Origin of the sequence: Kitasatospora sp. RG8, from assembly GCF_017813315.1 — a bacterium.
In the GTDB taxonomy this organism is placed as follows: Bacteria; Actinomycetota; Actinomycetes; order Streptomycetales; family Streptomycetaceae; genus Kitasatospora.
Window position 1 is genome coordinate 196771 of record NZ_JAGIYX010000009.1, and the last position, 23885, is coordinate 220655.

Genomic DNA, 23885 nt, shown 5'->3' on the forward strand with positions numbered 1-23885 from the left:
CGCCTCGCCCTGGCGCAGGCCGCTGACCTGTACTGAGGAGTTCCGCCCCCGGCGCTGCTGGGTTCGCCCGTGGGCGTACGCCCACGGGCGAACCCGGCCGCACGATTGCCGCTCACGGCCTCATGCCCGGACGGGGCCCACCCGGCAGGGTTGTCCATGTGATCGAAGTCAACGAACTCACCAAGCGCTACGGCGGCAAGACCGTCGTCGACCAGCTGTCCTTCACCGTGCGGCCGGGCCAGGTCACCGGCTTCCTCGGCCCCAACGGAGCAGGCAAGTCCACCACCCTGAGGATGATCCTCGGCCTGGAGTCGCCCACCGGCGGCGCCGCCACCGTCAGCGGGGTCCCCTTCCGTGGCCACGGCCGGGGCCTGCGGCACGTCGGCGCCCTCCTCGACGCGGGGCAGGTCCACGGCGGACGCACCGCCACGGCCCATCTGTCCGCCCTGGCCCGCAGCAACGGGATCACCCGGCGCCGGGTGGACGAGGTGCTGCACGAGGTGGGCCTGGCCGATGCGGCGGGCCGCCGCATCGGCGGGTTCTCGCTCGGCATGAAGCAGCGGCTGGGGGTGGCCACGGCCCTGCTCGGCGATCCGCCGGTGCTGATGTTCGACGAGCCGGTCAACGGTATGGACCCCGAAGGTGTGCTCTGGATGCGTCGCCTCTTCCGGCGCCTCGCGGCCGAGGGCCGTACGGTCTTCCTCTCCAGCCACCTCATGTCGGAGATGGAGAACACCGCCGACCAGCTCGTGGTCATCGGCCGGGGCCGGCTCATCGCCGCCGAGTCGGTACGGGACTTCGCGGCCCGCGGCACCGGCCTCGGCGTGCTGGTGGGCACGCGGCAGGCAGCCGAGCTGACTGCGGTGCTCACTGCCGCCGGCGCATCGGTCGAGCCTGAGGGATCGGCAGGCACCGAGAAGCTCGTCGTGACCGGACTGCCGACGGACCGGATCGCCGCGCTCGCCTTCGAGCACCGGATCCTGCTGCACGAGCTGACCGCCCGGACCGCCTCCCTGGAGGAGGCCTTCATGGAACTCACCGCCGACAGCATCGAATACCAGGCAGGACAGGCCCGATGACCACGTACGCCCCAGCCATCGCGACCGCCTCGGCCGTCTCCCTCGCCGAGCCGCCCGCCCGCTTCCGCGACCTGATCGCCTCCGAATGGATCAAGACGCGGTCCTTGCGCTCCACCCCGTGGGTCCTGGCGTTCATCACCCTGTTCGTCATCGGGTCCGCCGCCGTGGCCACGCTCTCCGACAAGGCCGCGGGCTCCGAACCCACCGGCTTCCTGGCCTACGACGCCTTCTCCGCACCCGGCTACATGACGCTGATACTCGTCGCCGGCAGTATGGGCGCCCTCACCGTCGTGAGCGAGTACGGCAGCGGCCTGATCCGCACCACCACCGTGGCCGTCCCCGACCGTGGCGCGGTGGTGCTGGCCAAGGCAGTCGTCACCGCCGCGCTGTGGACCGCGGTCGGCACGGCCGCCTCCATCGGATCCTTCCTGGTCTCCCAGGCCATCCTTGACCGGCACGACGCCGGCGTTGCGATCACCCACGCCGATGTGTTCCGGCCGATGCTGGCCTCCGCGCTGCTGGCCCCGGTGTGCGCCCTGACCGGCCTGGGCCTCGGCGTCCTGCTCCGGCACGCAGCCGGGACCATGCTTACCAGCGTCTTCACCCTGCTGATGCTGCCCACCATGTTCTCGGAGAGCAACCGCTGGTCGGCGGACGTCAAACACACCATGGTGTCGGCTGCCTGGACCCGTCTGGTCCAGACGTGGGAGCCGGATCCCGGATCCCTGGGCTACACCGCCACGCTCCCCGGCTCCTGGATGGTGTACGCCCTGTGGCCGCTGGTCACGGTCGCCCTCGCAGTGGTCGTCGTACGGCACCGCGATGTGTGAACGTGCCTCCGGGAACCGCGCGTCCCGCAGGCACAGGGACAAGGCCCCGAAGCTCCTCGCAGCCTCAAACGAACTCGACATGCGGGCGGCCCCGGGCCCGGGTGCTGATCGTCGCTGAGAAGATCTTGCGCAGCCCTCACGGCCGCCCGGGGGATCGGGGCCCACGCCCCGTACCGCCGGGTGGTCCCCACGGCGTACGGGACCAGCCCGCGGGTGGAGGATGCGGACCGTGTCGAGTGCTCCAGGGTGCCCGTGGCGGCGCTGCGCGCTGAGCTTCGCGCACCCTGGACAACTCGCCTGGGCCGGCCCGGTCAGCCTGCCTGGCGCAGCAGATCGTCGGGGTAGTTCCCTGCCCATTGCCCGGTGATGTCGGTGATGGCGTAGCGGCGGACCGAGGCGTGCCAGGCGAGCTGTCCGCGTAGGTTCAGGGCGATGTTCTCGCAGTGGTCGAGGGCGGCCGTGCGGACGTCGGGGGGCAGTTGCCGGTGCCGGAGTTCTGCGGGGAGGTGTTCGAGGATGCGGCTGACCACTTGGGCGTGTTCAGTGACCCGGCCGGCGACCTGGTCCACTGCTTCCTGCAAGGAGCAGCCTTGTGCCTGCATGGTGAGGGAGACGGCGTTGTAGGGGTAGCCGGTGATGCTCTCCCGCTCGACGGAGAACACGTCGTTGACCAGGGCGATGTGCAGTGATCCTGCCTGGCGGAGAGTGCTCATCGTCTGGCAGTTGCGCACGCTGTCGGGGAGGTGGAGCGGCAGGCGCAGTTCGTCGAGGTCCCACAGCCATGGCATGCCGACCGAGTACATCCGCCACCCGAGGTACTCGGGGAGTTCCGGTATTCGGCCGACGGCCTTGAGCTCTGCCTCCAGGGCGTAGGAGCGCAAGAACGCCTCGAAGTCGGAGACGAAGACGCGCTGCCAGCTCGCCGGCCGGCCCGTGCGCGTCTCCTTCCACAGTTCGTGCAGGGCGTCGGCGACCGGGGACTGCGGCGCGGGAACGTCGTGCAGGATCCCGCACAGCTCCTCGATGCACCTCGCGCGGGACCCCGGTTGCTCGTCCGGGTCGTCTTCGTCGAGCTGGTCATCGATGCGGAACGTCAGGGCCAGCCACTTCAGCCCCAGTGACAGCATGCCGAGTCCGGCTCGCGGCCATACGTAGGCGCCCGACAGGTCGGCCCCGGTGTTGAGCATGCGGGCGCGCGCCCTGGGTGTCGCCGCCAGCCCGCGGAGATCGATCCACTCCCACATGATCTTGGAAGCTTCCTGCAGATGAGGGTTGCGTTCCAGTGGGAACGGAGCATGGAAGTCTGGCATGCGGATTTCTGTCACGGCCCGCCCCTGTGTCTCTCGTGTCGTGCCTGGGGCCTGCCGGCTCCCCGGCCTCATCAAGATCACCAGAATACGGTGGGCACACAAACACAGTGCGTCGCTCCGAGGAGCTGCGGCGCCACGAGGTACCGATGGTCCCCGGGCCGGGCGTCGCGGGGGCGAGGTGAGCAGATCTGTTTCGACCCCTGAGCATGGGGAATTTCAACGGTCCCCATCACCGCGGCCCCTGCGGCGGCTGCTGGTCCTGCTGCGCCCCGCGCGTTCCCGTGCCCGCCCCCGGTGACGCCGCAGGCGCCACCCCCACACCCCGCACACAGGGGCCGCCAGGCCCCGACGTCCTCCTGCTGCGCCTGGAGACATCGAACAAGGCGCTGCGCCCGGGCGCTCGGCGATCTTCGGCTGCACGGCTTGGAGGCCTTGGACGCCTTGGACGCCTTGTGGCAACACTGCGGCCTGGCAGGAGGTGTGGTGGCAGGAAGGGAAAGGCCGGGCTGGGCGGAGCCTTGGCGGCTCGTTACTCCGGTCGGCCTCGGGGGAGTGTGTGCGGTTATGCCTGCTCTGGCGTGTTGTCGGCGAGCCTGTGGCCTTGGGCGTGGAGCCAGCGTCGGATTGCCGCCGTGTGGCGGACGGCGGTTGCGTGCAGGGCCGGACCGGTCTTCGCGGCGGCGGTCTCGCGGCCGATTCGGGCGGCGTCCTGTTCGGCGGCCTCGACGACGGCGCTCGCGACCCAGTCCTCGAGGACTCCGTCGTTCTTCCACCGGGTGAGCCGGTTGCGCGCGGCCCGGTGGGCAGCCTGGGCTTCGGCTGCCTTCGTCTGTTGAGCGGCCCGCTCCCAGTACTGCGTGCGGTTGGCGAGGTATGCGTCGATGGCGCTGCGGGCCATGGCCTCGTCCCGTTCGGGATCGTGCTGAGGGCTCGTCATGCGGGAAGAATAAGGGAGGGTCGACGGGTCGGCTCGCTGCCCGCTCCGGCGGGCACGGCCGGCGAGGGGCAAGCGCGCGCAGCGGCCGGTCGGCCCAGCGCCCTCGGCGCCTGGAACATCTGCCGGCGCAGCTTCTGGACCGGGCCGGCCGCGGCGAGGCCGCCCAGGACGAAGAAGACCCACGACAGGCCGGTGGCCTCCGAGGCCGTTGCCGCGGAGGAGCGAACAGGTCACCGACACCGGCGGCGGCCTCCCGGGTCGGACCCAGCCGCAGGGCCGGCGTCGACCCCGCCGACCGCCCGGCCGGGGCGGACGTGACGAGCACGAACGGGGACCGCGCACAGCAGCAGCGTGGAAGCCGGCGGCATGGCCTGGTCGAGGAAGTCGAACGCATCCAGCCGGTGCCACAGGTACTCCTGGGGCCGCAACGGGACGCCCGCCTCAGGCGCCCGGGGCCTGCGGCGGACGAGGGTGGGGGCGAAAGCGCACCCCGTCCGGGAGGACAGACGCATGCTGCACTACTCGCTCCACCAGCTGCGTGAGGCCGATCTGCTGCGCGAGGCGGACCGGCAGCGGGCCGTCCGTGCCGTGGTCGACCGCCGGTCGTGCCGCGCCCGGGCCGCGGAGCGCGTCCGCCGGCTCGTCCCCGCCCAGATGCGGCGGCGGGCCGCCCGGGCCTGAACCCGACCCCTGCCGCTGGCCCGGTCCGCACCACTGGACCGGGCCAGCGTCCTGCCCGGCGGAGGCTTTCCGCCGGAGCCCTCGGTGAATCGTCGGCCGCCCCGGCCGCACTTCCCTCCTCCAGCAGCGCGCGGGTTCGGCCCGCGAGGCCGTCTGGTGGGCCGTCACCTGTCCATGTACTGTCACATTTCATGACCATCGCCCGCCCCGCCAAGCTGGCCGTCACCCTCGCCGGTGCGCTGGCAGCGCTGCTGCTCCCGACCGCCGCCCCGGCCCAGGCGCAGTCCGCCTGCTCCACGGCCACCGCCGCGCCGGCCGACACCCAGGCCGACGCCCCCGCCGAGGGGGGAGCCGACCCCGAGCAGGCCCGGCTCCGGGACGCGCGGACCGCCGCCTTCACCGAACGGGCCGGCCTCGGCGACTTCGTCCACCGCTTCCCGGCCGCGCTGTGCACCACCCGCAGCGCCGCGGAGGCCGAGCGCCTGGTCGACGCCTGGGGCGAGGCACTCTGGCGGGCGGCGGTCAACCGGGCCCAGGGCCGGCGCACCGGCGGTGACCTGCCCGCCCGGGACGACCGCCCGCTGTACTGGACCCGGCTGGCCATGACCGTCCGACTCGCCCAGTGGCGGCCCGACTTCACCGTGGACGCCGACCGGCTGCGGCAGCGGTTCGAGGACGCCTCGCGCGGCCTGCGGGACAACGGCTTCAGCGGAGCCCCGGACGTGCGCCGGGTGTTCGTCAGCGGCTTCGACCCGTTCGGCCTCGACACCGAGCTGCGCCGGGCCAACCCCTCCGGCTCGGCCGTCCTCCAGCTGAACGGCCGGCGGATCACCCTGGCCGACGGCACCCGGGCCGAGATCCGGGCCGTCGTGCTGCCGGTGCGCTACGGCGACTTCGACCGCGGCATCGTCGAGCGCGCCTTCGGCCCGCGCCTCGCGCCCGGGCCGCGCGCCGCCGACCAGATCACCACGATCAGCCAGGGCTATCCCGGGCTGTTCACCCTGGAGGCGTGGGCGGGCCGCGCCCGCTCCGCCGACCCCTACCCGGACAACGTCGGCGCCCTCTCCGGCGGCACCCGCGACCACCCGGTCACCGCCCCGGGCCTCGGCCCCGGCGCGGAGTTCATCGCGACCTCCCTGCCCGCCGAGGAGATGACCGCCGTCCAACAGCCGTTCCCGGTCCGGCTGAACAGCGCCGTCACCGAGATCCCGGCCGGCGGCGACCGGCCGGTCGACCGCGAGGACGGCCCGACCCCCGGCTCGCGCGCCGTGGCGGGGGGCGGCGGCGGGTACCTGTCCAACGAAGTCGCCTACCGCTCCAACCGGTTGCGGCTCGAACTCGCCCCGGACCTGCCGGGCGGCCACCTGCACACCCCGGTCCTGACCGGCCTGCCCGCACTGCCCGACCAGCTCACCGGACCCGACCTGGAACGGAACGAGGCCGCCATCACCGACGAGGTGCTGGACATCCTGCGCCACGCCACCCCCTGAGCGGCCCCGCCGGCACCCGGGGAGTCCCCGATCGCGGCCGGGAACGGGTGCTCGGGGGCGGAGCCGGCAGTCCGGCGAGTCCGGCGAGTACGGCGAGTACGGCCTGGGGCCGGGGTGCGACGGGTTCGCCGTCGTCCTCGACGGCGGTGGGACGACGCGCCTGCGAGCGGGGCGGAGGACCGGTCACAGGTGCTGACAGTCCTTGATCCATGCGGTAAGCCTGTCCGTGCGGTACGGCGGCGTCGAGGGATCCGGGGGAGCGGTGCGGGGGCTGCGGTTCACTGTCATGGGGTTGATCCTGCTCACCGGCGGGATCGTCTGGGGGTTCACTGCGATCGAGTCCAGCGTGGGGGAGTGCGGGTCCGTGTTCGCCCCGGCCGGCCCCCGGGTCGGGCACCCCGACCCGGACACGTACACCTACACCCCGGAGCCCGCGGAGTGCGCCACGATTCGTGACGATCACCGGCCGCTGGTCTTCCTGGTGATCATCGCGGGGCTGACCGTCCTCGGCGGCGGGCTGGTCGAGCTGCGGACGGAACGGGCCGCCCGAAGGAAGCCGCAGTGGGCGCCCCCACCACAACCGGAACCGGCGAGGCGTCAGGGCCCGCCGGGGCCACCGCCGATCACGAACCCGCGGCTCTGACCCGCGGCTCTGACCCGCACCCGCCTCGTGCGCGGTGAGCCCCGCCCCGGGGGTGCCTCTACGTCCTTCGTCAAGGCTGCGCAGGTCATGCGGGTGCGGTTGCGCAGGTGCGGGTCTCGTAGCGGGTGCCGTCTCGGAGCATGGCGAACAAGACGCTGATGCGTTGGCGGGCGGGGCGGAGGAGGGGCGTCCACCACGACGAGTCCGGCCGGCGGGGACTGCACGATTCCTCCGACGCCCGGTGGCCCACCCCGGTGCCCGCAGCGCGGCCTGCGCCCCGTGCGGCAGCGTTGCTGCTCGGCCCGGGGCACGGGGCCGGTGTGCGTGCGCCCGAACGAGTGGCCACGGGCGGGGGAGGGCGGGGCCGCGGGCGGTGGTCGCGCCGCCGGGCGCAGGAGGGCTGCTGTCAGGCGTCGAGTACCTGGCTGTCGCGCCTGACGACAGGCGGTTCCGTCGACCACGGGAAGTTGATCCAGTCGTCGGTCTTCTTCCACACGTACTCGCACTTCACCAGGGAGTGCGACTTCTCGTAGATGACGGCGGACCGCACCTCGGCGACGTGGTCGAGGCAGAAGTCGTGGACCAGCTTCAGCGTCTTGCCGGTGTCGGCGACGTCATCGGCGATCAGGACCTTCCTGCCGGAGAAGTCGATCGCATCGGGGACGGGTGCCAGCATGACGGGCATTTCGAGCGTCGTGCCCACGCCGGTGTAGAACTCGACGTTCACGAGGTGGATGTTCTTGCAGTCCAGCGCGTACGCCAGACCGCCGGCCACGAACACGCCGCCGCGGGCGATGCTCAGGATCACGTCGGGCTCGTACCCGTCGTCGGCGATCGTCTGCGCGAGTTCGCGTACCGCCCGGCCGAATGTCTGGTAGTCCAGCGTCTCACGCACGTCGGTCACAGCGTTCAGTGTGCCTGCCGGCCCGCCCGGCGGCGAGCACCGGCACGCCCCGGGCGGAAGCGAGGTCTTTCATGCTCTGGCGGTCTGCTCCGGACCGGACCGGCCCCTGCCGCCCGGCCCGCTCGATGGCGGCTCCACTTTCGTGGCCCGGTTCCGCAGCAGAGCGAGCGCTGGCGCCTGCATCCGGGATCCACCTGTTGGGTGGCACTGGTGCGATGGGGGTCGGATGGCTGCGACTGCGCCTGGTATCCCTACGCCCCGGCGCGGGCGGGCGGTGGTTGCTGCCGCTGGTTCCCCCGGTGGCGTTGTGTGCCGGGTGCGCGGTGGCCGGCCGCGACCAAGAGGTCGTCGTCCTGCCCGGCCAGGACTCCCACCACGACCTGTACCCGGAGCTGTTGCGCCTGGGCGCCGCCAGTGAGCACATCGACTCCGAGGTGGTGGTCGCCCTGATCGTGCCCGGCGGGCTCGTCGGTCGTCGGATTGTTCTGGCCGGTTCCGGGGTCGGCCGGGGTTCAGCCGAGGACGGCCATGCCGGCCATGGTGACGACGAAGCCGGGCAGGGCCCAGCGCCAGTCGCTGCCGGTGGTGGCCATTTCGGCCCGCGGGACGTGGCGGGAGTGGACCATCAGTGCCAGGCCGGTGAGGAACAGGGGCCAGCCGATGAGGTGGCGGATCAGCATGCGCCGAGCGTAGGGCTTCCAAGGGTCCGGCGGTACGGCGTTTCAGCCGGGGGATGCCCGTGCCGTGCCGTGTCGTGCCGTGCCGTGCCGTGCCGGGGAGGCGTTCGGCGGCGGGGTTGTGCGGGTGACTCTGTCGGTCAGTTCCGGGCCCGGTAGGGCGGAAATCGCGCCGGGTCGGCGAAGTCCTGGTCCGCGTCGGGCCAGCGGCGTCGCAGCAAGGCGGCGATGCGGTGGGTCCAGGCGGTGAGGTGGGGCAGGGCCCTGTGGGCTTCGGCGGTTCGTGCGGCGGCTTCGAGTGTGGCGATGAGCTGGAGGCGGCTGGGGTCGCCGGGTGGGCGGGTGTCCAGCAGGGCGAACCGCTGGAGACGGACCAGCGCCCAGGACATGCAGGCCGCGGCAAGCCCGTACCCGTAGCGCTGATCGTCCTCTGCTTCCGCAATGCCGCGTGCCAGGGCGTGGCGGTAGTGGTCGGCCAGTCCGGTGGTGGCCGGATCGCCCACCGTCATCCATGCAGGGCCGGGGACATACAGGCACACGGCGTCGGTCAGCGCGTGGGTGTAGCCGGCGTATTCGAAGTCGATGAGGCGCGCATCGGCCGGGCCGGAAGGGTGAAGGAGGATGTTGTTGGCTTCGGCGTCTCCGTTGCTGAGGGCGAGGAACGGTCCCGGATGGTGCAGTTCGTCCAGGGCCGCGGTGAGTTCGTGCGTGGCCCGGCCGTCGACGGGTGCCCCGAGCACTGCGGCGTGGCGGATCGCCGTGTCCCGGAGCGGGGCAAGTCGCCCGGCCCTGTCGGCTGCTGGGTCGACCGGTCCCAGCCGGGCTCGGCGGCTGTAGTAGCGCAGGGCCTCTCCGGCGCTGGCCGCGCTCAGCTCGCCGCGGGCCCGGGCGAAGGCAACCAGCCGCTCGCTGTGGGCAGCCGCCCCGTCGCGTCGGAGCAGACGGTCCAGGGCGGTGCGCGGCGCGAGGTCTTCCAGAACGAGGAACCGCGCAGCCGTGTCGGCGGCGATGACGCGAGGGGTGAGGCCGACCCCGAGGTCCTCGCCGAGGAACTGGAGTGCCGCCAGCTCGGTGCGCAGCCGCCATGCGGCGGTACGGGACCGGTCCCGGCCGGTCTGCATCCACTTGACGACGACGGAGCGCGCAGCGGCCGTACCCCCTAACCGGACACGGACCACGGCCCAGGGCTCCAGCGTCTCCCAGCCCTCGACAGTCACAGGTGAGGAGCAGAGATCGGCCAGGAGGCTCTGCAGGGCAACGGCTGGGGAGGTCGCACCGGGAACAGGCATCCCCTCACCGTACGACTTGAGCGCCTCCATCGGGCCCGGGCGTTCAGGGCAGTGGGTGGCGGACAGGTTGCGGGGCTGAATCCGGTGAGGCGGCCGGTCCTGCGCTCTTTCGGAGTTGCGCCCGGGGGCGGAGCACGCCCGCGGCCACACATGCGCGTGCAGGAACCCGTCGGTGTTGCCGAGGATCTCCACGGCGACGATCAAGACCTCTGCATCCCACTCGAGGGCGGAGCCGGGTCCTCCCGGACCGGGCCTGTCACCGGGTGTTGCGGCCCGTGCTCCACACGGATCGGTTCTCTGCGTTGGGCTAGCGTCTGAGCATGCATACGAAGACGTCTCCGGCACTGCCCGAGCACGAACTGGTGGCCACCAGCACCACCGTCGTCTACACGAACCGCTGGATGACGGTCCGCGAGGACAAGACCCTGCGGCACGACGGTGTCGAGGGCGTCTACGGCCTGGTGGAGAAGCCCGACTTCGCGCTCGTCGTCCCGTATGCCGACGGCGGGTTCCATCTCGTCGAGCAGTACCGGTACCCGGTCCAGGGGCGCTACTGGGAGTTCCCTCAAGGCTCCTGGGAGGACAAGCCGGAGGCGGACCCGCTCGCCCTCGCCCGTGGTGAACTCGCCGAGGAGACCGGGCTGACCGCCGGCGCCATGACGCCGTTGGGGCACCTGTTCGCGGCCTACGGATTCTGCAACCAGGGCTTCCACGTTCTTCTTGCAACGGACCTCACCACCGGCGAGACCAACCTCGACGAGACGGAGGCGGGCCTGATCAGTCGCTGGTTCTCCGAAGCGGAGGTCTGGCAGCTCATCGCCGAAGGCCGTTTCAAGGACGCACCCTCCATCGCCGCCCTGGCCCTCTTCCAGCGCCATCGCGCAGAGCACAGCGAATAGCCGCACACCGGGACCAGCCAACTGACCGCGTGAAGACGAATGTGCCCGAGGCCCGCGCCGGATACTGTCGGACCAACGCCCGCCCACCGTCCGGCCGGCCGCCCGGAGGCCGGTGAGAATCGCCCCGCAGCCGGTTTGTCCCTGCCCCTGGTGGCCACCCTGTACCGGGCCGCCACAAGCCTGGATCGCGAACGGACTTGGCTACCTGCGACGCCGTCGGGACTGGCGTCCTGTCCCTGCCGATTCCACCGGAACCGGCCACCGGCGCCAGACGGTGGATCCACCTCCCCTCCGCTGCCCGGGCCCCGGCCGGCCTGTGGGATCACGGACCTGCGCGAACCTCCTGGCACGCTCGACGAAGCGGCGGCCCCGGGGTGGTCACCCCGGGGCCGCCGCGGTCCGGCTCAGTGCAGTTGCTGCACACCCGTGTTGTCCCGCACGAACACGGAACGGGCGTCGGTGTCGCGGTAGCGTTCCTTCAGGGTGAAAGCGGCGGGTACACCGGGGACGGGCGCGTCCGGGGCCTCGTAGTAGAGGACGTACGTCTTCGCGCTGTCGGTCTCGTTCTCCAGCTGGAGCCAGCCGGTGAATCCGGCGGCCGGGAAGGTGCCGGTCGCGGTGACGTTGTTGGTGGTGCCGGAGTGGCTGAAGGCGAAGGTCGCGGTGCCGAGCTGGAGGCGCTTGTGCCCGCTCTCGTTCCAACGGCGGAACACGGCGACCCACTCCTCCGGCCAGGGCCCGCCGGACCCGTCCGGCGGCATGCCGCCGCCGTCAACCCGGGAGAGGATCTCGTCGGCGTTCGCGACCACGGAGTCGTAGTCCCAGAGGTCGACCGCGAAGGTCATGTGTTCCCGGTCGATCGCCCGGAACATGGGTTGGATGTGGAGCTCGAAGACAGGAGTGCGCATTTCAGCTGTACACCTCCATCAGGACGTCCTTCAGCGCGATTTCGTCGAGCAGTCCGGCCGGTTCCTCGGGCTGCCCGTCGGGGCCGTTCGCCGGCACGTACTGGAGCGTCAGCACCAGGGACTCGGGGGCGGCGTGTGACGCCTTGAGGACGGCCGTGATGTCGAAGCGGGCGTTGCACTCGGTCGGGTGGTGGGGGTGCGGTTCGGCACCACGGTGGTGGCCGGGAGCGCGGTCGCCGCCGTCGGTCATGCGGTGTGCATTCCACATCGCGACGTAGCCGACGCCGTAGCGGCGGGCGAAGTCCGGGGCGTCGGCGCGGAACTCGACGTCGGCGGGGTGGACGTAGGCGCGCAGCACGTAGCTGCCGGCGACCGGGACCTTCAGGTCGTCCAGCCGGACCACGACCTTCCGGGCCTCGGCGGGCGGGGCCGCGAGGCTGAACTCCGCTCGGGAGTTGCTCCGTAGCGAAGCCGTGAGGTTCGGTGCGGACACCAGGGCCAACGGCTCGGTCGCCAGCAGCCGGCGGGTGACCGGCTGAGGGGTCTCCACGGCGAAGGCCGTCTTCAGCTGGTCCGTGTACTCGTAGTCGTAGCCCAGGGCCACGGTGTCGGCGAAGTCCGCGGCCTTGTGTTTGGCCTGGGGGAGAAAGCCGCGCAGGTCGTGGTCGGGCGAGGTGAGGGCGGGTGCTCCGTTGCGCCGCTGCCATTCGGCCCAGAGCAGGTCGATGAAGCAGTGGAAGCTGTAGTAGATCGGGTCCATCGCGGCTGTATTCGGGAACTTCATCAGACCGCCGATGAAGTTGAAGTGCATGAAGTTGTGCGGACCGCTTTCGAGGCGTCCGAAGTCGCCCCCGGGGTGTGCCTCCGGGAAGCCGCCGAACGCGCCCTGGTCGGTCTCGGTCGTCACGATCTCCAGGGTGTCGGGCGGCAGATCCACGGCAGCGGTGATGCGGTCCTCGACGAGCCCGGGCATCGAGAACGCGGGCGGGAACTTCCCCGTCGACTGCGGGTGCAGCCAGTCCCAGTACGGCAGCATGACGTTCGCCGTCCGTGGCGGGTCGGACTCCTGCAGGAGCTTCTCGAAGTGGTACAGGTGCGACCGGTGCCACGGCAGGAACAGGTCGTTGCCGTGCTCGCACGGGCCCACGAACTGGTCGTTGTGCAGCGCGGCCTGGAAGTCGTAGCCGGTCACGTCGTCCGGGTTCGCCGCGGACCGTGCGCGCAGGATCCCGAGGGCGTGGATGTAGTCGTCAAGCTCGGCGGGGCTGAGGGAGTTGATGTCACGTCGGCTCATGGTCATGGGGTCACCTCCGTTGCGGGCCAACGTATGCGCACCGGTTGACCGCCCTCGGTAGCCGTGCGGTGCGGCGCGTTCTCCGTACAGTCGACCGGAGTACCGCCTGGCCGGGCCGCCCGACCGGAGCGCCGCCCGGCGCCGACGCCTGCGCCCCGGCGCTTGGCGATGCGCCGGTCCACGCCCCCTGGCCGCACTCGGCGACCTGCGCAGTTGCCGGGGCAGCGTGCTCGTGGACGTCGAGACGGGCCGGGTGGTCGACGTGCTCCCGGCTCCTGTCCTCAGCCCCTGCCGAAGTGCACCGGGGGGAAGGCGCCTGCTGCTCTGAGGGTTCCGGAGAATCCGTCCGCCAGTTCGGTGAGGCGTGCGGTGGCGGCCGGGCCGAGGTGGTCGTACGGGGCGGCGTCGAGGCGGTCGGTGAACACCTCGGTCTCCTCGCGCAGGGTCGCGCCCGCCCGCGTGAGGTTGCCTTCCTCGTCCAGCAGGCCGCGCTCGCGCAACTGGTCCCGGGCGGTGTCCCACTGTTGCGCGGACCACCCGCGGGTCCGCATGAACAGCGCTGACGTCGGTGCCGTGCCGGTGGCGTTGTGCAGCACCAGCGCCTCGATGCCGGACAGGCCGGCGATCGTCAGGGCGGCGAGGTGACCGTCACCCCGGTGCTCGCGCAGCAGTGTCGCGGCGTGCCACAGGGCCAGGTGCGGTTCTTCGGGTACGGGGAGGCCGGCGTTGGCGGCGTACAGCGGCCGTGCCTCTCGGCGGCAGGCCTCGGTGGCGCGCAGCGCCAGTTCGGCCGCCTCGGTCATCTCCGTGGACGTGAGGGACGTCTTCCCGAGCAGCCGCTGCAGGGTTCGGTCCGCGCCGCGCAGCCGTGCCCTGAGCACCTCCTCCGGCGTGGTGACGGTCCATGCGGCCGGGATGTACCGCTGCACGTGCTCGTGGTTGAAGTTGTAGAACGTCGCGGTGACGGTGCCCGCGCCGACGGCCCCGAGCGGTGCCGCGCGGCTCGCGAGGTAGGCCATGGCTCCGCGTTCCAGCCCGAGTGCCGCGAGTTCGTCCTCCGGCTCCGGTGCGAAGTACACCGATGCGTGCAGGGGGCTGACGGCGTTGTGGCAGCGGCGGCCCGCGCCCGCCTCGAAGGAAGTCATGCCGTGGCTCCGATGTCAGTGATCAGGTGTGGACGTGCGGCCGGGTGGGCGAGGCGCATCAGGCTTCGTTCGTGGGCTCGTGGTGAGGGCAGTCGGTCAGCCCGGCCGCGGTCTGGGTGAGGTGCCGGGTCAGGACCTCGGCTGCGGTGTCGGCGTCACGGGCGAGGGCCGCCTCCTCCAGCCGGCGGTGTTCCAGGAGGCCGTCCCGGTCGGGGTTGCGGTGCGCCGACCAGCGGCGGGCCAGCTCGCTCGCGGTCCACATCCGGTCGAAGGTCTCCAGCAGGACGAGGTTGCCGCACCCCTCCAGCAGGGTGCGGTGGAACAGTCGGTGGGCTTCGGCCCATGCACTGCTGTAGTGCCTGCCCTCCTCCGGTGCGTACGCCGGGGTGCGGGCCAGACGGTGGTGGGCGGCCCGTACGCGGGCTTCCCAGTCCACGTCGCCGCGTTCGACGGACATGCGCAGCATGAGCGGTTCGATGGTCCGGCGGGCCTCCGTGATCTCCTGCCAGCGACGGTCGGAGAAGGCCGGGACGGCAAAGCCGCGGTTGGGCAGCCGGTCGGCGAGGCCCTCGCCGACCACCCGCACGAGCGCCTCACGCACGACGGCCAGGCTCACGCCCTGCTCTTTGGCGAGGTCCTGGGGTTTGAGGGCGTCACCGGGGGCGTGGTCCCCACGCATGATCGCATCCCGCAGGTGTGTGTAGACCCGCTCGGAGAGCATCTGCCTCCCCGCCGGGGGCGAGGTGTGTGGCGAGGTGTGGGTCGTCTGGGTCATGGCCATATGATAGATGATCAGATGGATAATCGATTATCTTCGTTGTGGTCGACATCCATGGAGGCGACATCACGGGGCCCTCACCCGTGGCTGCCGGGGCACGAGGCCGAGTGCGCCGAGGTCTGGGAGGTCGAGGACTTCGGGCTCTCCGGGGGGCGGCGCGCGCCTGGTCCAGTTCGTTCGGGTCGGACCCGACCATCGAGGTGGTCGCCCAGGGCAACGCCGCCAACGGCCCCCGGCGCCCCTCCGCCGCGGGCGACCCGCACGAGACCCTGTTCATCGCCTGCCTCGACAACGGTCAGGTCGTGCTCGCCAGGCGCGGACCCGCCGGGTGGACCAGTCAGACGGTCGCCACCGGCGACGGCTGGCCGTCCCTGTCGTTCGGCAAGAACGGTACGGCTCACCTCGCCTGCGGAACCGGGAAGTTGATGTACGCACGCGGCACCGTCGGCCACGGCTGACCGGCAGCTTGTCCTGGCGGGTCGTGTTGTCAGTGCCGGGTGAGATCGTACGGGTACGTCGGGCCGCCGGGCCCGGCGCCGAGGAGGGGAGAACCATGAGGCGTACGAGCTTTGCCTGGGCGGCGGCGGTTGCGGCGGTGGCGGCGGTGGCGGGGGCGGCCGCTCCAGCGGCGGCCGAGCAGCCCGGGGCGCCCGGGACGGGTGAGGTCCTGTCCTACCCGGGGCAGGAAGGGCTGATCTGGATCCCCGACTGGGTGGGTGACGGCGGGGCCGTCACCGGTGGCGCCTTTCCGGCCGGTCCGCCCGTCACGGTCACCGTCGGCTGCCGGGCGGGCAGCGGCGGCGCGGAAGAGGTGCGGGTCGCCTTCACGGCGGATTACGGCGACACCACGCCGGTGGAGTTCACCGTGGCCTGCCCGGTCGGGGTCGTCGCCACGGGCTCGGCGGTGGTGACGGCCGAACAGGGCCGTTCCTTCCACGTCGCGGTGGCCGCGTCGGCGCCGGACGTGCACTGGGGGCTCACGGTCACCCAGCCGGACGCCTGACCGCCCAGGGGGGAGGTCATCACCCCGTGGTGGAGCGACGGGCTCGCGAGGAACCGTAGCCTCACGTGACCCGCGTCGGACACCGGGCTTCACCGGGCTTCACCGGGCCGCACGGCTCGCAGGCCCGGCCCGGCCCGGCCCGTCCGGTGTCCGTGGCGGCCCGCCGCCGCCCGTTCGTCCTTGGCGGGCCGTTCCGCCCGGGCGCCCGCCCGGTGTCCGTGCGGCCCGCCGGCCGCCGTCCCGGAAATCTGGAACGCAGGCCGCCACCGCCGGGCACCCGGTCGACGTCCGGCCCGTCCGGCCCGTCCGGCTCGGCGCCGTCCCGGCCGCCGTCGTCGGCCGGGTACCTGTGGCCTGCGGGCCGTGGTGTGGCGGACTACGACCGTCTACGGCGGTCAGGCGCCCGCAACCAGCGTGCCGAGGGCCGTGCGCTGGTGGGTGACCGAGCGGCCTGTGCGGGTTGTCGTCGCCATGCCCGCCGATCTGAGCGCCGCCGCGTGGGACGAGGCCGTCGCGTTGCTGACGCGGAGGGCGCGGGCCAGGGACGTCGTGGTGTGAGGCTCGGCGAGGAGGCGCAGGGCGTCCAGCCGGGTGCGGCCCAGGACGGCGGCCGGGGTCTCGGCGGGGACGGCCGGGCGCCCCGCAGCGGGCGGGAGCCCGGGACCGGCCGGGTACGTCAGGACTGCGGGACGGCCCGGGGTGTCCTGAAGAAGCGGGCCCGCCGGGTGGTGGAAGGTGGGCAGCAGAACCAGGCTGCGCCCGTCGAGGCAAACGTCGCGGTCCGGCGTTGCGCCGGGCCACTCCCACACGCCCCCGTGGAGCCGGCTGCCCGGGGCCAGGCCGGTCAGCGTGGCGGCCACGCCGTGCTCGGCGACCGCCAGGGCGTAGCGGGTGAACTCCTCACGGTGCAGATCCTGTACGACGGACCAGACCGGGGCGAGGACCGTCTCGTACGCGGCCTGCTGGGCGCGGTGCAGGGTGCGCCAGGCCGTCTCGTCGCCCGCGTGCAGGCCGCGGACCCAGCGAGGGGCGGGCGCCGCCCCGTACACCCGCTCCAGCTCGGAGCGGACGAGACCGGGGTCGGCGGCGCGGATCTGTTCGAAGCCGTCGGCCATGGTGTCGCCGAGGACGTCGAGGAAGGAGGGCGGGCGGCCCGCCGGAACCAGGTCGGCGAGCGGGTCGGTCGCGGCCGGGAGGGAGCGCAGGACACGGCCGCGCCACGGCGCGAACAGAGGCCCGCCACGCCGGGTCACGGCTGTCGTCAGGGCGGCGTGCAGCTCCTGGAGCGGCGCCGGGCGGGGTGCGAAGCGGATCCGGGCGAAGTCCTGCGCGGTGAAGTGGATCCGCAGCACCCTCACAACTCCTCGTCCTGGGCCAGCCTTTCGGCCAGGGCCTGAACCTTCGCATCGTGACGGCCCCCGCCCAAGGATGCTCGTATGACTTCTCGACGCACTCTTCTGAAAGGCACCCTATTCGGGAGTGCCGCCGCCCTGCTGCCCACGGCTGCGTCCGCCTCCGGCGGCGGCTCGGTCCTCCGGCTGCCCGCGCCCGCCGGCCCGTACCCCGTCGGCATGCGGACAGTCCACCTGACGGACCCTTCCCGTACCGACCCGTGGGTGGGCGGCGTGCGGGAGTTGATGCTGACCGTCCTGTACCCGGCCCGGTCGGTACGCGGCTTCACCCGTGCGCCGCAGCTCACCCCGGACGAGGCCGCGGTGTTCGCCGAGTACGCCCCGGGGCGCCACCCGGGACTGCCGAAGCCGGGAGTGGTGGACTGGGGCGCGGTCCTCACCCACGGGTACGTGGGTGCGCCGCCGCTGCCCGGGCGGCGGCCGGTGCTGGTGTACTCACCCGGCGGCGGTGACTCCCGCACGCTCGGCACAACCCTCGCCGAGGACCTGGCGAGCCACGGCCGGGTGGTCGTCCTCGTCGACCACCCCGGTGACGCATCCCAGGTGGAGCTGCCGACCGGGTTGCGGACGACCGTCCTGATCGGACCGCCGGACCCGGAGACCTTCCGCACGATGGTGGACACCCGGATCGCGGACCTCCGGCTGGTCCTGGACCGGCTCGGCGACCTGCCGCTCGCATCGGTCATGGACTCCTGCCGGATCGGGCTGTACGGGCACTCCGCAGGCGGCACGGCGGCGGTGTACGCAGCCCGCCACGACCGCCGGGTCGGCGCGGTGGCGAACCTGGAGGGCTATCTCGACCTGTACCTGACGCCGGTCGAAGCCGACCGGCCGTTGCTGCTGCTGCGCACCGACGGATTCGAGGGCGCCGCTCGCATCGAGTCCTCCTGGGCGGGCCTTCCCGGCCCCCGCGTGCTGCTCGCCGACGCGAACCACTGGGCGTTCACCGACTACGGCCCGCTCGTCGCGCGGCTCCGAACCGCCGGTCTCGTGACGGCGGCAACGCAGGCCGCGCTCGTCGGCACCGGCGACCCGGCCGTGACCCTCGCCGAGGTACGACGCCGGGTGGGGACCTTCTTCGCCCGCCATCTGTTGTAGCCGGACTGCGTCGCCGCCCGTGAGAAGAGGGACGCCATTGGACGGGGCGGCGCCTCTGTGGCGGCCGGCATCGGCGGACGGGACGGGACGGGGCGGGACTTGGACGGGACCGGGTGTCTCGGGGGCATTGCTCGCGGGCCGGCTCGCCCGGTGATTCGGGTGCGAGAGCCGCTCGCCCGAGGGGTTGTCGGCCACGACGCCGCCACCGCCAAGCTCAGCAGCCTCGCCCGAACCCGCGCCGACGGCCGGCCCCAACCGGTCAACCTCGGCATGCCCCTCTTCACCGACACCCCGCCCACGACAGGGGAACAGCCCCCCCCGCCGACCGCTGACATGCCTGTCACCAGATGAGGATGCCGCCGGCCACCGCCCGGCGAGGGCGGCGGCCGGGGCGGTCGCACTGCCCGGCCCGGGTTTGCGCCGGACCCGGTGGTTCAGCCGTGTACGCGCTTGAGCGGGTTTGCCCCCCGCGCCGGCTACCGCGGCCGCTCCGCCGGCACCTCGGACGACGTGTCCCGCTGGTGCGGAACCGGGGTGAGGGACGACGGTGCGTCCGTCCCGTCCTGCTGGAGCGAGACGGTGCGCGTGGGCGCGGGGATCGAGATGCCCTCCGTGCGGTACCGCTGGTGCAGGCGCTTGATGAACTCGTGCTTGATCCGGTACTGGTCGCTGAACTCGCCGACGCCCAGGATCACGGTGAAGTTGATCCTGGAGTCCGCGAAGGTGTGGAAGCGGACGGCGGCCTCGTGGTCGGGCACGCCGCCGCTGATGTCGGCCATCACGCTGTCGACGACGTCGAGGGTGACCTTCTCCACGTGCTCCAGGTCGCTGTCGTAGCCGACCCCGACCTGGACCAGGATCGACAGCTTCTGCTCGGGCTGGGAGTAGTTCGTCATGTTCGTCCGCGCCAGGCGGCCGTTGGGGATGATCACCAGGTTGTTCGACAGGTTGCGCACCACGCTGTTGCGCCAGTTGATGTCGACGACGTACCCCTCCTCCCCGCTGGTGAGCCGGATGTAGTCACCCGGCTGGACCGTCTTCGAGGCGAGGATGTGCACACCCGCGAAGAGGTTGGCGAGGGTGTCCTGCAACGCCAGCGCGACCGCGAGACCGCCCACCCCGAGCGCGGTGACCAGCGGGGCGATGGAAACCCCGAGGGTCTCCAGGGCCACGAGGACGCCCATCGTCAGCACCACGATGCGGGTGATGTTGACGAAGATGCTCGCGGACGCCGCCACGCCCGTCCGGGACGCGGCCACCGACTGCACCAGCCCGGCCACCACCCGGGCCGCGCTGAACGTCGCGATGACGATGAGCACGGCCGTCAGCGACTGGTCGACCAGCCCCCCGATCCGCGCGGTGAGCGGCAGGGCCGAAGCGGCCACCGCGGCCCCGGCCATCACGGCCGCCCACGGGACGATGGTGCGCAGCGCGTCGACGATGATGTCGTCCCCGCTCCACTTGGTCCGGCTCGCGTGCTTGCCCAGCCACTTCATCACAGCCCGCAGTACCAGAGCGGCCACACAGCCGGAGGCGAGCGCGATGCCGGCCACCACCCAGTCATGCAGGACCAGGCCCCGGGTCACCGCCCTGCCCCCGCAGCGTGGAGGGAAAGGGAACGGGCCGCCGCCGGCCGCCGTATGTGCTGTGTCGTCACTTGGTCGCCTGTCAGGTCGTGTTTGCGTAACCACGTTGGAACGGATGTTCGCATTCCGAACGGACTGCCATCCTGCCCGATGGCCCGGCCGCCGCCACAACCGGACCCCGGCATTCCGCCCGCCCGGCACCCGATCCCCGCGGCCCGCCTCGTCGTGTGTCCGCTGTCGCTGTGGGCCTGCCGGCGCGTTCGAGCCGGCTTCGGGGGGTGGCCCTGCTGCGCTCGGTGGGCGGCTCGGTCCGGGTGCCCTTGCCCGTCCGCTGCGCCGCCGCTGTTCGCGGTGTGACAATGCCCGTACCAGGGAGGCGAGTCGGGGAGGGCAGGCATGCTGGCCGAGACGGTGTTCCGGACCGAGGACGTGGCGCCGCCGGACCGCTTCGAGTACTGGCGTCAGCAAGTCGCGCGGATGATCGCGCCGTTCGAGGCCCGCACCGGGCACGCAGCCGACTTCCGGGCGGAGTTGCGCGTCCTGCCGCTCGGTGAACTGGCGCTCTGGACGATGGAGCACCCGCCGATGACCGCGCTCCGGTCCTCGCGGCTGGTCCGCGCGTCCGACGACCCCGAGCTGTACATCCTCTCGCTCCCGTTCAACGACGCCGCGTCCGTGGTCCGGTCCGACGGCCTGGGCGCGTACCGTCCGTACGACCTGGTGTTGCAGGACAGCGCGCAGCCCAACGTCCTCCGGGTGAGCACCGACGATCCGGGGCAGCGGATCAGCGGGGCCTGGGTGACCGTCCCCCGGCGGGCGTTGCCACTGCCGCCGGACAAAGTCGCCGGGCTGAAGGCCCGCCGGATGCCCGGGGACGAGGGCGTGGGGGCCCTGCTCGTCCAGCTGCTCGCCGGCATCGCCGCCGACACCGGCGTCTACCGGGCATCCGATGCACCCCGGCTGGGTGTGGCCGCCCTCGACCTGGTGTCTGCCCTGCTCGCCCACCACCTCGACGTCGAGGATGCCGTGCCGCCGGAGAGCCGGCGCCGGGCGCTGACCGGGCGCATCCGGGCGTTCATCCGCGCCCACCTGCACGAGCCGGACCTCAACCCCGGCGTCATCGCCGCCGCCCACCACATCTCGGTCAGCTACCTGCACCGGCTGTTCGAGGGTGAGGAAGAGACCGTCTCCGCCTGGATCCGCCACCAGCGCCTCGAACGGGCCCGCCGCGAACTCGCCGACCCGGCACTGGCCGCGACGCCCGTCCACGTCATCGCGACCCGCTGCGGGTTCACCCGCGCCGCGGACTTCAGCCGGGCGTTCCGCGGCGCGTACGGGCTGCCGCCCCGCGACTTCCGCCACGGCGCGGCGGCGGTCGGGAGTGGACTCTGAACCAAGCGGCAGTGGACCGGGTGCTAACGACATCCCGCTGCCGCCGCAGCAAGCTGATGGTGCGTCCACCACGGGGGATCGACGGCGGACGCGAAGCCCATCAGCACCCTTGAAGGGGGACAGCACATGTCCAGCAACGGACTCCGCAAGCACCGGCTGTCGGCCGCCGGCGGTCTCGCCGCCCTGACGCTCGCGCTCACCGCCCTGGGCGGCGGCCATGCCTTCGCCGCACCGCAGGACGACACCGCCGGCGCCACCACCGGGTCGGGCCCGCTCACACGGGCCGACGAGGGCATCCTCGCCGCCCGCGGCGGCACGGGTCCGATCCTCATCAAGAACGCCAGCGGGAAGTGCCTGGAGATCGAGGGCTCCTCCAGCACGAACGGCGCCCGCGCCCAGCAGTGGACGTGCAACGGCCAGTCGGGCGCGGTGTGGCGCCTCGACCCCGTGAAGGACAAGCCCGGCCTGTTCCACATCAAGAACGTGCACAACGGGAAGTGCCTGGAGATCGAGAACTCCTCGCACAAGAACGGGGCCAACGCCCAGTTGTGGTCGTGCAACGAACAGGCCGGCGCGGAGTGGGAGTTCTGGGTCGGGAAGGACGAGAAGACCGTCTGGTTCAAGAACACCAGCGGCAAGTGGCTGGAGATCGAGGGTTCGTCCAGCAAGAACGGTGCCCGCGCCCAGCAGTGGACGGACAACGGCCAGAGCGGCGCGCGCTGGACCATCTGGGGCTGAGCCGCAGACCGAGCGGTGCCTCGCCCCTCGCCGGGGCGAGGCACCGCTGGGCGGACATCAGTAGGCGTCGGGCTCGGTGGCGTCGCCCGGTCCGCAGGCGTACAGCGCCTCGGTCTTCCACGGTGCGCCGCACTTCGTGCCGGGGCAGGTGCGGATCTCCCAGGTGCCGTCCTCGGTGAGTTCGCCGGGCGGGAACTCCTGGGTCTTCAGGCAGGACCGGCACAGGGTCTCGACACGGCGCTGAATCCACGTGCCGTTCGGCAGAGTCGTCATCCGGCGATTATCCAGGTGCACCCGCCCCGGATCCGGTGGAACCGTTGCTGCCGGCGGCTCGGGTGCGCCGCAGGGCGGTGGGGCCGCGAACCTGGACGAGGAGGCGGTCTTCGCCGCGGTCGTCCACGTGCTGACGACCGGTTTGCGCGTGGCGTCATCTGAGGTGGCGCGTCCTTGCGAGTCATGGCAAAGCCGTCTCTATCCACAATCAGTTTGTTATGCAAACATGACTGCCATGACAACTCACCCCGCCCCGTCCCCGGGCGACCCTGCCGGCCTGCTGGCGATGCGGCGGGACCTGGTCCACCGCGTCCGTCGTGAGCAGCGTGGCGCCTGGTTCGCTCTCCTGGTCTTCGCCGCTGTGCGTTTCGGCGCGGCACCTGTGGTCCGCTTCGGCCAGGGCGACAACGTCCGGCTGGCGGTCTGGTACTACCCGGCGGCGATGGTGCTCGCCTTCGCCGCTATCGGCTGGTTCTACCTACGCCGTTCCGACCGGATCGGTGTGGGGACCCGGATCGGCCCCTACCTGGCGCTCGGCGCCGTCCTGGGCGTGATCACCGCCGGCTACGAGGTGTGGGCGATCCTGGGCACGCGGCCCTACCCCGACTTCCGCGAACCGACAGTCCTCTCCACGCTCTTCGACGCGCTGGTGAGCCCGGCCGGAGCGATCGGCCTCGCACTGCTGCTGCTCGCCCGGATCGAACGCAGCTGGCCGCTCCTCGCCATCACCTGCGCCTACCTGGCTCTCCTGGTCGATCCCGACAACCTGCCCGACCCCTCGCCGTGGGGCGGCCGGGACCTCCTGCTCGGAGGAGGCGTGCTCCTGCTCGGCGGCGTCGGCCTGGCCCTGCAGCAACGGATCCAGAGGCGGCCGGCCGAATGAGCGAACACCCCACCAGCAGCCTTGACGATGTTGTGCACCAACGGGTGCGCCTGGGCATCCTCGCGGTGACCAGGGAAGCCCGGCGGGTGGAGTTCACGTTCCTGCGCGACACGCTCGGCCTGACCGCCGGCAACCTCTCCCAGCACCTCGCCGTCCTGGAGAAGGCCGCCCTGGTCACGGTCGAGAAGGGCTACGAGGGCCGGCGCGCCCGCACCTGGATCCACCTCACCAGAGCAGGCAAGCACGCCCTGGACGACGAGGTCACGGCGCTCAAAGCACTGATCCGCCAACTCGAAGGGCCCACCGCGGCCGCAGGACCCGAAGGAGAAGCCGGACCCGGGCCCGCCACCCCCGCGCCGCGCCAGAGCGCCGGCCTCCCAGCCAGCCCGTGATCCAGCGGGGAGCGACAGGGCGGGGGTGACAGGACGGCGGTGACAGGCCGTCGCCCCGTCGCCCGGTCGGCCGAACCCGGCCTGACACGGGCAGGCCGGACGGCGCCGCCCGGCAGGGAGACCAACCGGGCAAGTCCGCTCGCCCCGGGGCGCAGGGTGGGGAATTCGGGGTCCCGGCCGTGATCTTGTGAACGGCCTCCCGCCCGATACCGGCTGCCGGGCCGGCAACCGTTCACGGACCGCC

At 72.3% G+C, this 23885-nt stretch carries 25 protein-coding genes; 13 read left to right on the forward strand and 12 right to left on the reverse strand.

What is annotated here, in order from left to right; all coding sequences use genetic code 11:
* Positions 1-158: 158 nt before the first annotated feature.
* On the forward strand, positions 159-1079 hold the full coding sequence (locus tag J5Y04_RS16635; RefSeq protein WP_209412799.1) for an ABC transporter ATP-binding protein: 921 nt from the start codon (positions 159-161) through the stop codon (positions 1077-1079).
* Positions 1076-1909 carry an ABC transporter permease gene (locus J5Y04_RS16640; RefSeq protein WP_209412800.1) on the forward strand — a complete coding sequence of 278 codons (834 nt, stop codon included), beginning with the start codon at positions 1076-1078 and terminating at the stop codon, positions 1907-1909. Before J5Y04_RS16635 ends, J5Y04_RS16640 begins: the two co-directional genes overlap by 4 nt.
* A 311-nt stretch (positions 1910-2220) precedes the next feature.
* On the opposite strand, the gene J5Y04_RS16645 is transcribed toward J5Y04_RS16640, so the two are convergent.
* The gene (locus J5Y04_RS16645; protein ID WP_245204901.1) at positions 2221-3219 is read right to left on the reverse strand and encodes a terpene synthase family protein; all 999 of its coding nucleotides are present in this window, start codon (positions 3217-3219) and stop codon (positions 2221-2223) included.
* Positions 3220-3781: 562 nt separating this feature from the next.
* Positions 3782-4156, reverse strand: coding sequence for a hypothetical protein (locus J5Y04_RS16650; protein WP_209412802.1), 375 nt, complete (start codon positions 4154-4156; stop codon positions 3782-3784).
* Positions 4157-4666: 510 nt separating this feature from the next.
* Here J5Y04_RS16650 and J5Y04_RS16655 point away from each other — a divergent pair.
* The 3 genes from J5Y04_RS16655 (at position 4667) to J5Y04_RS16665 (ending at position 6970) form a co-directional block, all read left to right on the forward strand.
* On the forward strand, positions 4667-4837 hold the full coding sequence (locus J5Y04_RS16655) for a hypothetical protein (RefSeq protein WP_209412803.1): 171 nt from the start codon (positions 4667-4669) through the stop codon (positions 4835-4837).
* 191 nt (positions 4838-5028) lie between these two features.
* Positions 5029-6327, forward strand: coding sequence for a pyroglutamyl peptidase (locus tag J5Y04_RS16660; protein WP_209412804.1), 1299 nt, complete (start codon positions 5029-5031; stop codon positions 6325-6327).
* Between the two features lie 286 nt (positions 6328-6613).
* On the forward strand, positions 6614-6970 hold the full coding sequence (locus tag J5Y04_RS16665; protein WP_209412805.1) for a hypothetical protein: 357 nt from the start codon (positions 6614-6616) through the stop codon (positions 6968-6970).
* A gap of 406 nt (positions 6971-7376) precedes the next feature.
* On the opposite strand, the gene J5Y04_RS16670 is transcribed toward J5Y04_RS16665, so the two are convergent.
* The 3 genes from J5Y04_RS16670 to J5Y04_RS16680 all read right to left on the reverse strand — a co-directional run bounded on the left by J5Y04_RS16670 (position 7377) and on the right by J5Y04_RS16680 (position 10044).
* Positions 7377-7874 (reverse strand): phosphoribosyltransferase, encoded by a 498-nt coding sequence (locus J5Y04_RS16670; RefSeq protein ID WP_209412806.1) that lies wholly within the window; start codon positions 7872-7874, stop codon positions 7377-7379.
* A 512-nt stretch (positions 7875-8386) separates the two neighbouring features.
* The gene (locus J5Y04_RS16675; protein WP_209412807.1) at positions 8387-8554 is read right to left on the reverse strand and encodes a hypothetical protein; all 168 of its coding nucleotides are present in this window, start codon (positions 8552-8554) and stop codon (positions 8387-8389) included.
* A 137-nt stretch (positions 8555-8691) separates the two neighbouring features.
* Entirely contained in the window at positions 8692-10044 is a 1353-nt protein-coding gene (locus J5Y04_RS16680) for a phosphotransferase (protein ID WP_245204902.1), read from the reverse strand.
* A gap of 116 nt (positions 10045-10160) precedes the next feature.
* Here J5Y04_RS16680 and J5Y04_RS16690 point away from each other — a divergent pair, with 116 nt between their 5' ends.
* Positions 10161-10739, forward strand: a complete 579-nt coding sequence (locus tag J5Y04_RS16690; protein WP_245204903.1) for an NUDIX hydrolase — start codon at positions 10161-10163, stop codon at positions 10737-10739.
* Between the two features lie 404 nt (positions 10740-11143).
* On the opposite strand, the gene J5Y04_RS16695 is transcribed toward J5Y04_RS16690, so the two are convergent.
* From J5Y04_RS16695 to J5Y04_RS16710, 4 genes are all read right to left on the reverse strand, one after another.
* Positions 11144-11647: a hypothetical protein gene (locus J5Y04_RS16695; protein ID WP_209412808.1), complete on the reverse strand. Its 504-nt coding sequence runs from the start codon at positions 11645-11647 to the stop codon at positions 11144-11146.
* Position 11648: 1 nt separating this feature from the next.
* Positions 11649-12947 (reverse strand): tyrosinase family protein, encoded by a 1299-nt coding sequence (locus tag J5Y04_RS16700; RefSeq protein ID WP_209412809.1) that lies wholly within the window; start codon positions 12945-12947, stop codon positions 11649-11651.
* Positions 12948-13222: 275 nt separating this feature from the next.
* A complete protein-coding gene (locus J5Y04_RS16705; protein ID WP_209412810.1) occupies positions 13223-14086 on the reverse strand; it encodes a hypothetical protein in 864 nt (287 codons plus the stop codon).
* 58 nt (positions 14087-14144) lie between these two features.
* Positions 14145-14861 (reverse strand): GntR family transcriptional regulator, encoded by a 717-nt coding sequence (locus tag J5Y04_RS16710; protein WP_209412811.1) that lies wholly within the window; start codon positions 14859-14861, stop codon positions 14145-14147.
* 203 nt (positions 14862-15064) lie between these two features.
* Between J5Y04_RS16710 and J5Y04_RS16715 the strand changes: the two genes are divergently transcribed.
* Both J5Y04_RS16715 and J5Y04_RS16720 read left to right on the forward strand, forming a co-directional pair.
* Positions 15065-15322, forward strand: a complete 258-nt coding sequence (locus J5Y04_RS16715; protein WP_209412812.1) for a hypothetical protein — start codon at positions 15065-15067, stop codon at positions 15320-15322.
* Positions 15323-15417: 95 nt separating this feature from the next.
* Positions 15418-15867, forward strand: coding sequence for a hypothetical protein (locus tag J5Y04_RS16720; RefSeq protein ID WP_209412813.1), 450 nt, complete (start codon positions 15418-15420; stop codon positions 15865-15867).
* Positions 15868-16262: 395 nt separating this feature from the next.
* On the opposite strand, the gene J5Y04_RS16725 is transcribed toward J5Y04_RS16720, so the two are convergent.
* Positions 16263-17219, reverse strand: a complete 957-nt coding sequence (locus J5Y04_RS16725; protein ID WP_209412814.1) for a helix-turn-helix transcriptional regulator — start codon at positions 17217-17219, stop codon at positions 16263-16265.
* Positions 17220-17303: 84 nt separating this feature from the next.
* Between J5Y04_RS16725 and J5Y04_RS16730 the strand changes: the two genes are divergently transcribed.
* Positions 17304-18377: an acetylhydrolase gene (locus J5Y04_RS16730; RefSeq protein ID WP_209412815.1), complete on the forward strand. Its 1074-nt coding sequence runs from the start codon at positions 17304-17306 to the stop codon at positions 18375-18377.
* 476 nt (positions 18378-18853) lie between these two features.
* On the opposite strand, the gene J5Y04_RS16735 is transcribed toward J5Y04_RS16730, so the two are convergent.
* Positions 18854-19963: a mechanosensitive ion channel family protein gene (locus tag J5Y04_RS16735; RefSeq protein WP_209412816.1), complete on the reverse strand. Its 1110-nt coding sequence runs from the start codon at positions 19961-19963 to the stop codon at positions 18854-18856.
* Between the two features lie 396 nt (positions 19964-20359).
* On the opposite strand from J5Y04_RS16735, the gene J5Y04_RS16740 reads away from it, so the two are divergent.
* Together J5Y04_RS16740 and J5Y04_RS16745 are read left to right on the forward strand one after the other, a co-directional pair.
* Positions 20360-21355 carry a helix-turn-helix domain-containing protein gene (locus tag J5Y04_RS16740; protein WP_209412817.1) on the forward strand — a complete coding sequence of 332 codons (996 nt, stop codon included), beginning with the start codon at positions 20360-20362 and terminating at the stop codon, positions 21353-21355.
* Between the two features lie 126 nt (positions 21356-21481).
* Positions 21482-22093 (forward strand): RICIN domain-containing protein, encoded by a 612-nt coding sequence (locus tag J5Y04_RS16745; protein ID WP_209412818.1) that lies wholly within the window; start codon positions 21482-21484, stop codon positions 22091-22093.
* A gap of 57 nt (positions 22094-22150) precedes the next feature.
* Here the strand turns inward: J5Y04_RS16745 and J5Y04_RS16750 are convergent, their stop codons facing one another.
* Positions 22151-22366, reverse strand: a complete 216-nt coding sequence (locus J5Y04_RS16750; protein WP_209412819.1) for a hypothetical protein — start codon at positions 22364-22366, stop codon at positions 22151-22153.
* A gap of 235 nt (positions 22367-22601) precedes the next feature.
* Between J5Y04_RS16750 and J5Y04_RS16755 the strand changes: the two genes are divergently transcribed.
* Complete coding sequence (locus J5Y04_RS16755; protein ID WP_209412820.1) at positions 22602-23249, forward strand: hypothetical protein; 648 nt, start codon at positions 22602-22604, stop codon at positions 23247-23249.
* A complete protein-coding gene (locus J5Y04_RS16760; protein WP_209412821.1) occupies positions 23246-23641 on the forward strand; it encodes a transcriptional regulator in 396 nt (131 codons plus the stop codon). The genes J5Y04_RS16755 and J5Y04_RS16760 overlap by 4 nt, the downstream gene beginning before the upstream one ends.
* Positions 23642-23885 lie beyond the last annotated feature (244 nt).

What these genes read in the sequence shown, in the direction of transcription:
- J5Y04_RS16640 (WP_209412800.1), top strand. Translation starts at nt 1,076, where the DNA reads ATGACCACGTACGCCCCAGCCATCGCGACCGCCTCGGCCGTCTCCCTC.
- J5Y04_RS16645 (WP_245204901.1), bottom strand. Translation starts at nt 3,219, where the DNA reads ATGCCAGACTTCCATGCTCCGTTCCCACTGGAACGCAACCCTCATCTG.
- J5Y04_RS16650 (WP_209412802.1), bottom strand. Translation starts at nt 4,156, where the DNA reads ATGACGAGCCCTCAGCACGATCCCGAACGGGACGAGGCCATGGCCCGC.
- J5Y04_RS16655 (WP_209412803.1), top strand. Translation starts at nt 4,667, where the DNA reads ATGCTGCACTACTCGCTCCACCAGCTGCGTGAGGCCGATCTGCTGCGC.
- J5Y04_RS16660 (WP_209412804.1), top strand. Translation starts at nt 5,029, where the DNA reads ATGACCATCGCCCGCCCCGCCAAGCTGGCCGTCACCCTCGCCGGTGCG.
- J5Y04_RS16665 (WP_209412805.1), top strand. Translation starts at nt 6,614, where the DNA reads ATGGGGTTGATCCTGCTCACCGGCGGGATCGTCTGGGGGTTCACTGCG.
- J5Y04_RS16675 (WP_209412807.1), bottom strand. Translation starts at nt 8,554, where the DNA reads ATGCTGATCCGCCACCTCATCGGCTGGCCCCTGTTCCTCACCGGCCTG.
- J5Y04_RS16690 (WP_245204903.1), top strand. Translation starts at nt 10,161, where the DNA reads ATGCATACGAAGACGTCTCCGGCACTGCCCGAGCACGAACTGGTGGCC.
- J5Y04_RS16695 (WP_209412808.1), bottom strand. Translation starts at nt 11,647, where the DNA reads ATGCGCACTCCTGTCTTCGAGCTCCACATCCAACCCATGTTCCGGGCG.
- J5Y04_RS16700 (WP_209412809.1), bottom strand. Translation starts at nt 12,947, where the DNA reads ATGACCATGAGCCGACGTGACATCAACTCCCTCAGCCCCGCCGAGCTT.
- J5Y04_RS16705 (WP_209412810.1), bottom strand. Translation starts at nt 14,086, where the DNA reads ATGACTTCCTTCGAGGCGGGCGCGGGCCGCCGCTGCCACAACGCCGTC.
- J5Y04_RS16710 (WP_209412811.1), bottom strand. Translation starts at nt 14,861, where the DNA reads ATGACCCAGACGACCCACACCTCGCCACACACCTCGCCCCCGGCGGGG.
- J5Y04_RS16720 (WP_209412813.1), top strand. Translation starts at nt 15,418, where the DNA reads ATGAGGCGTACGAGCTTTGCCTGGGCGGCGGCGGTTGCGGCGGTGGCG.
- J5Y04_RS16730 (WP_209412815.1), top strand. Translation starts at nt 17,304, where the DNA reads ATGACTTCTCGACGCACTCTTCTGAAAGGCACCCTATTCGGGAGTGCC.
- J5Y04_RS16740 (WP_209412817.1), top strand. Translation starts at nt 20,360, where the DNA reads ATGCTGGCCGAGACGGTGTTCCGGACCGAGGACGTGGCGCCGCCGGAC.
- J5Y04_RS16745 (WP_209412818.1), top strand. Translation starts at nt 21,482, where the DNA reads ATGTCCAGCAACGGACTCCGCAAGCACCGGCTGTCGGCCGCCGGCGGT.
- J5Y04_RS16750 (WP_209412819.1), bottom strand. Translation starts at nt 22,366, where the DNA reads ATGACGACTCTGCCGAACGGCACGTGGATTCAGCGCCGTGTCGAGACC.
- J5Y04_RS16755 (WP_209412820.1), top strand. Translation starts at nt 22,602, where the DNA reads ATGACAACTCACCCCGCCCCGTCCCCGGGCGACCCTGCCGGCCTGCTG.
- J5Y04_RS16760 (WP_209412821.1), top strand. Translation starts at nt 23,246, where the DNA reads ATGAGCGAACACCCCACCAGCAGCCTTGACGATGTTGTGCACCAACGG.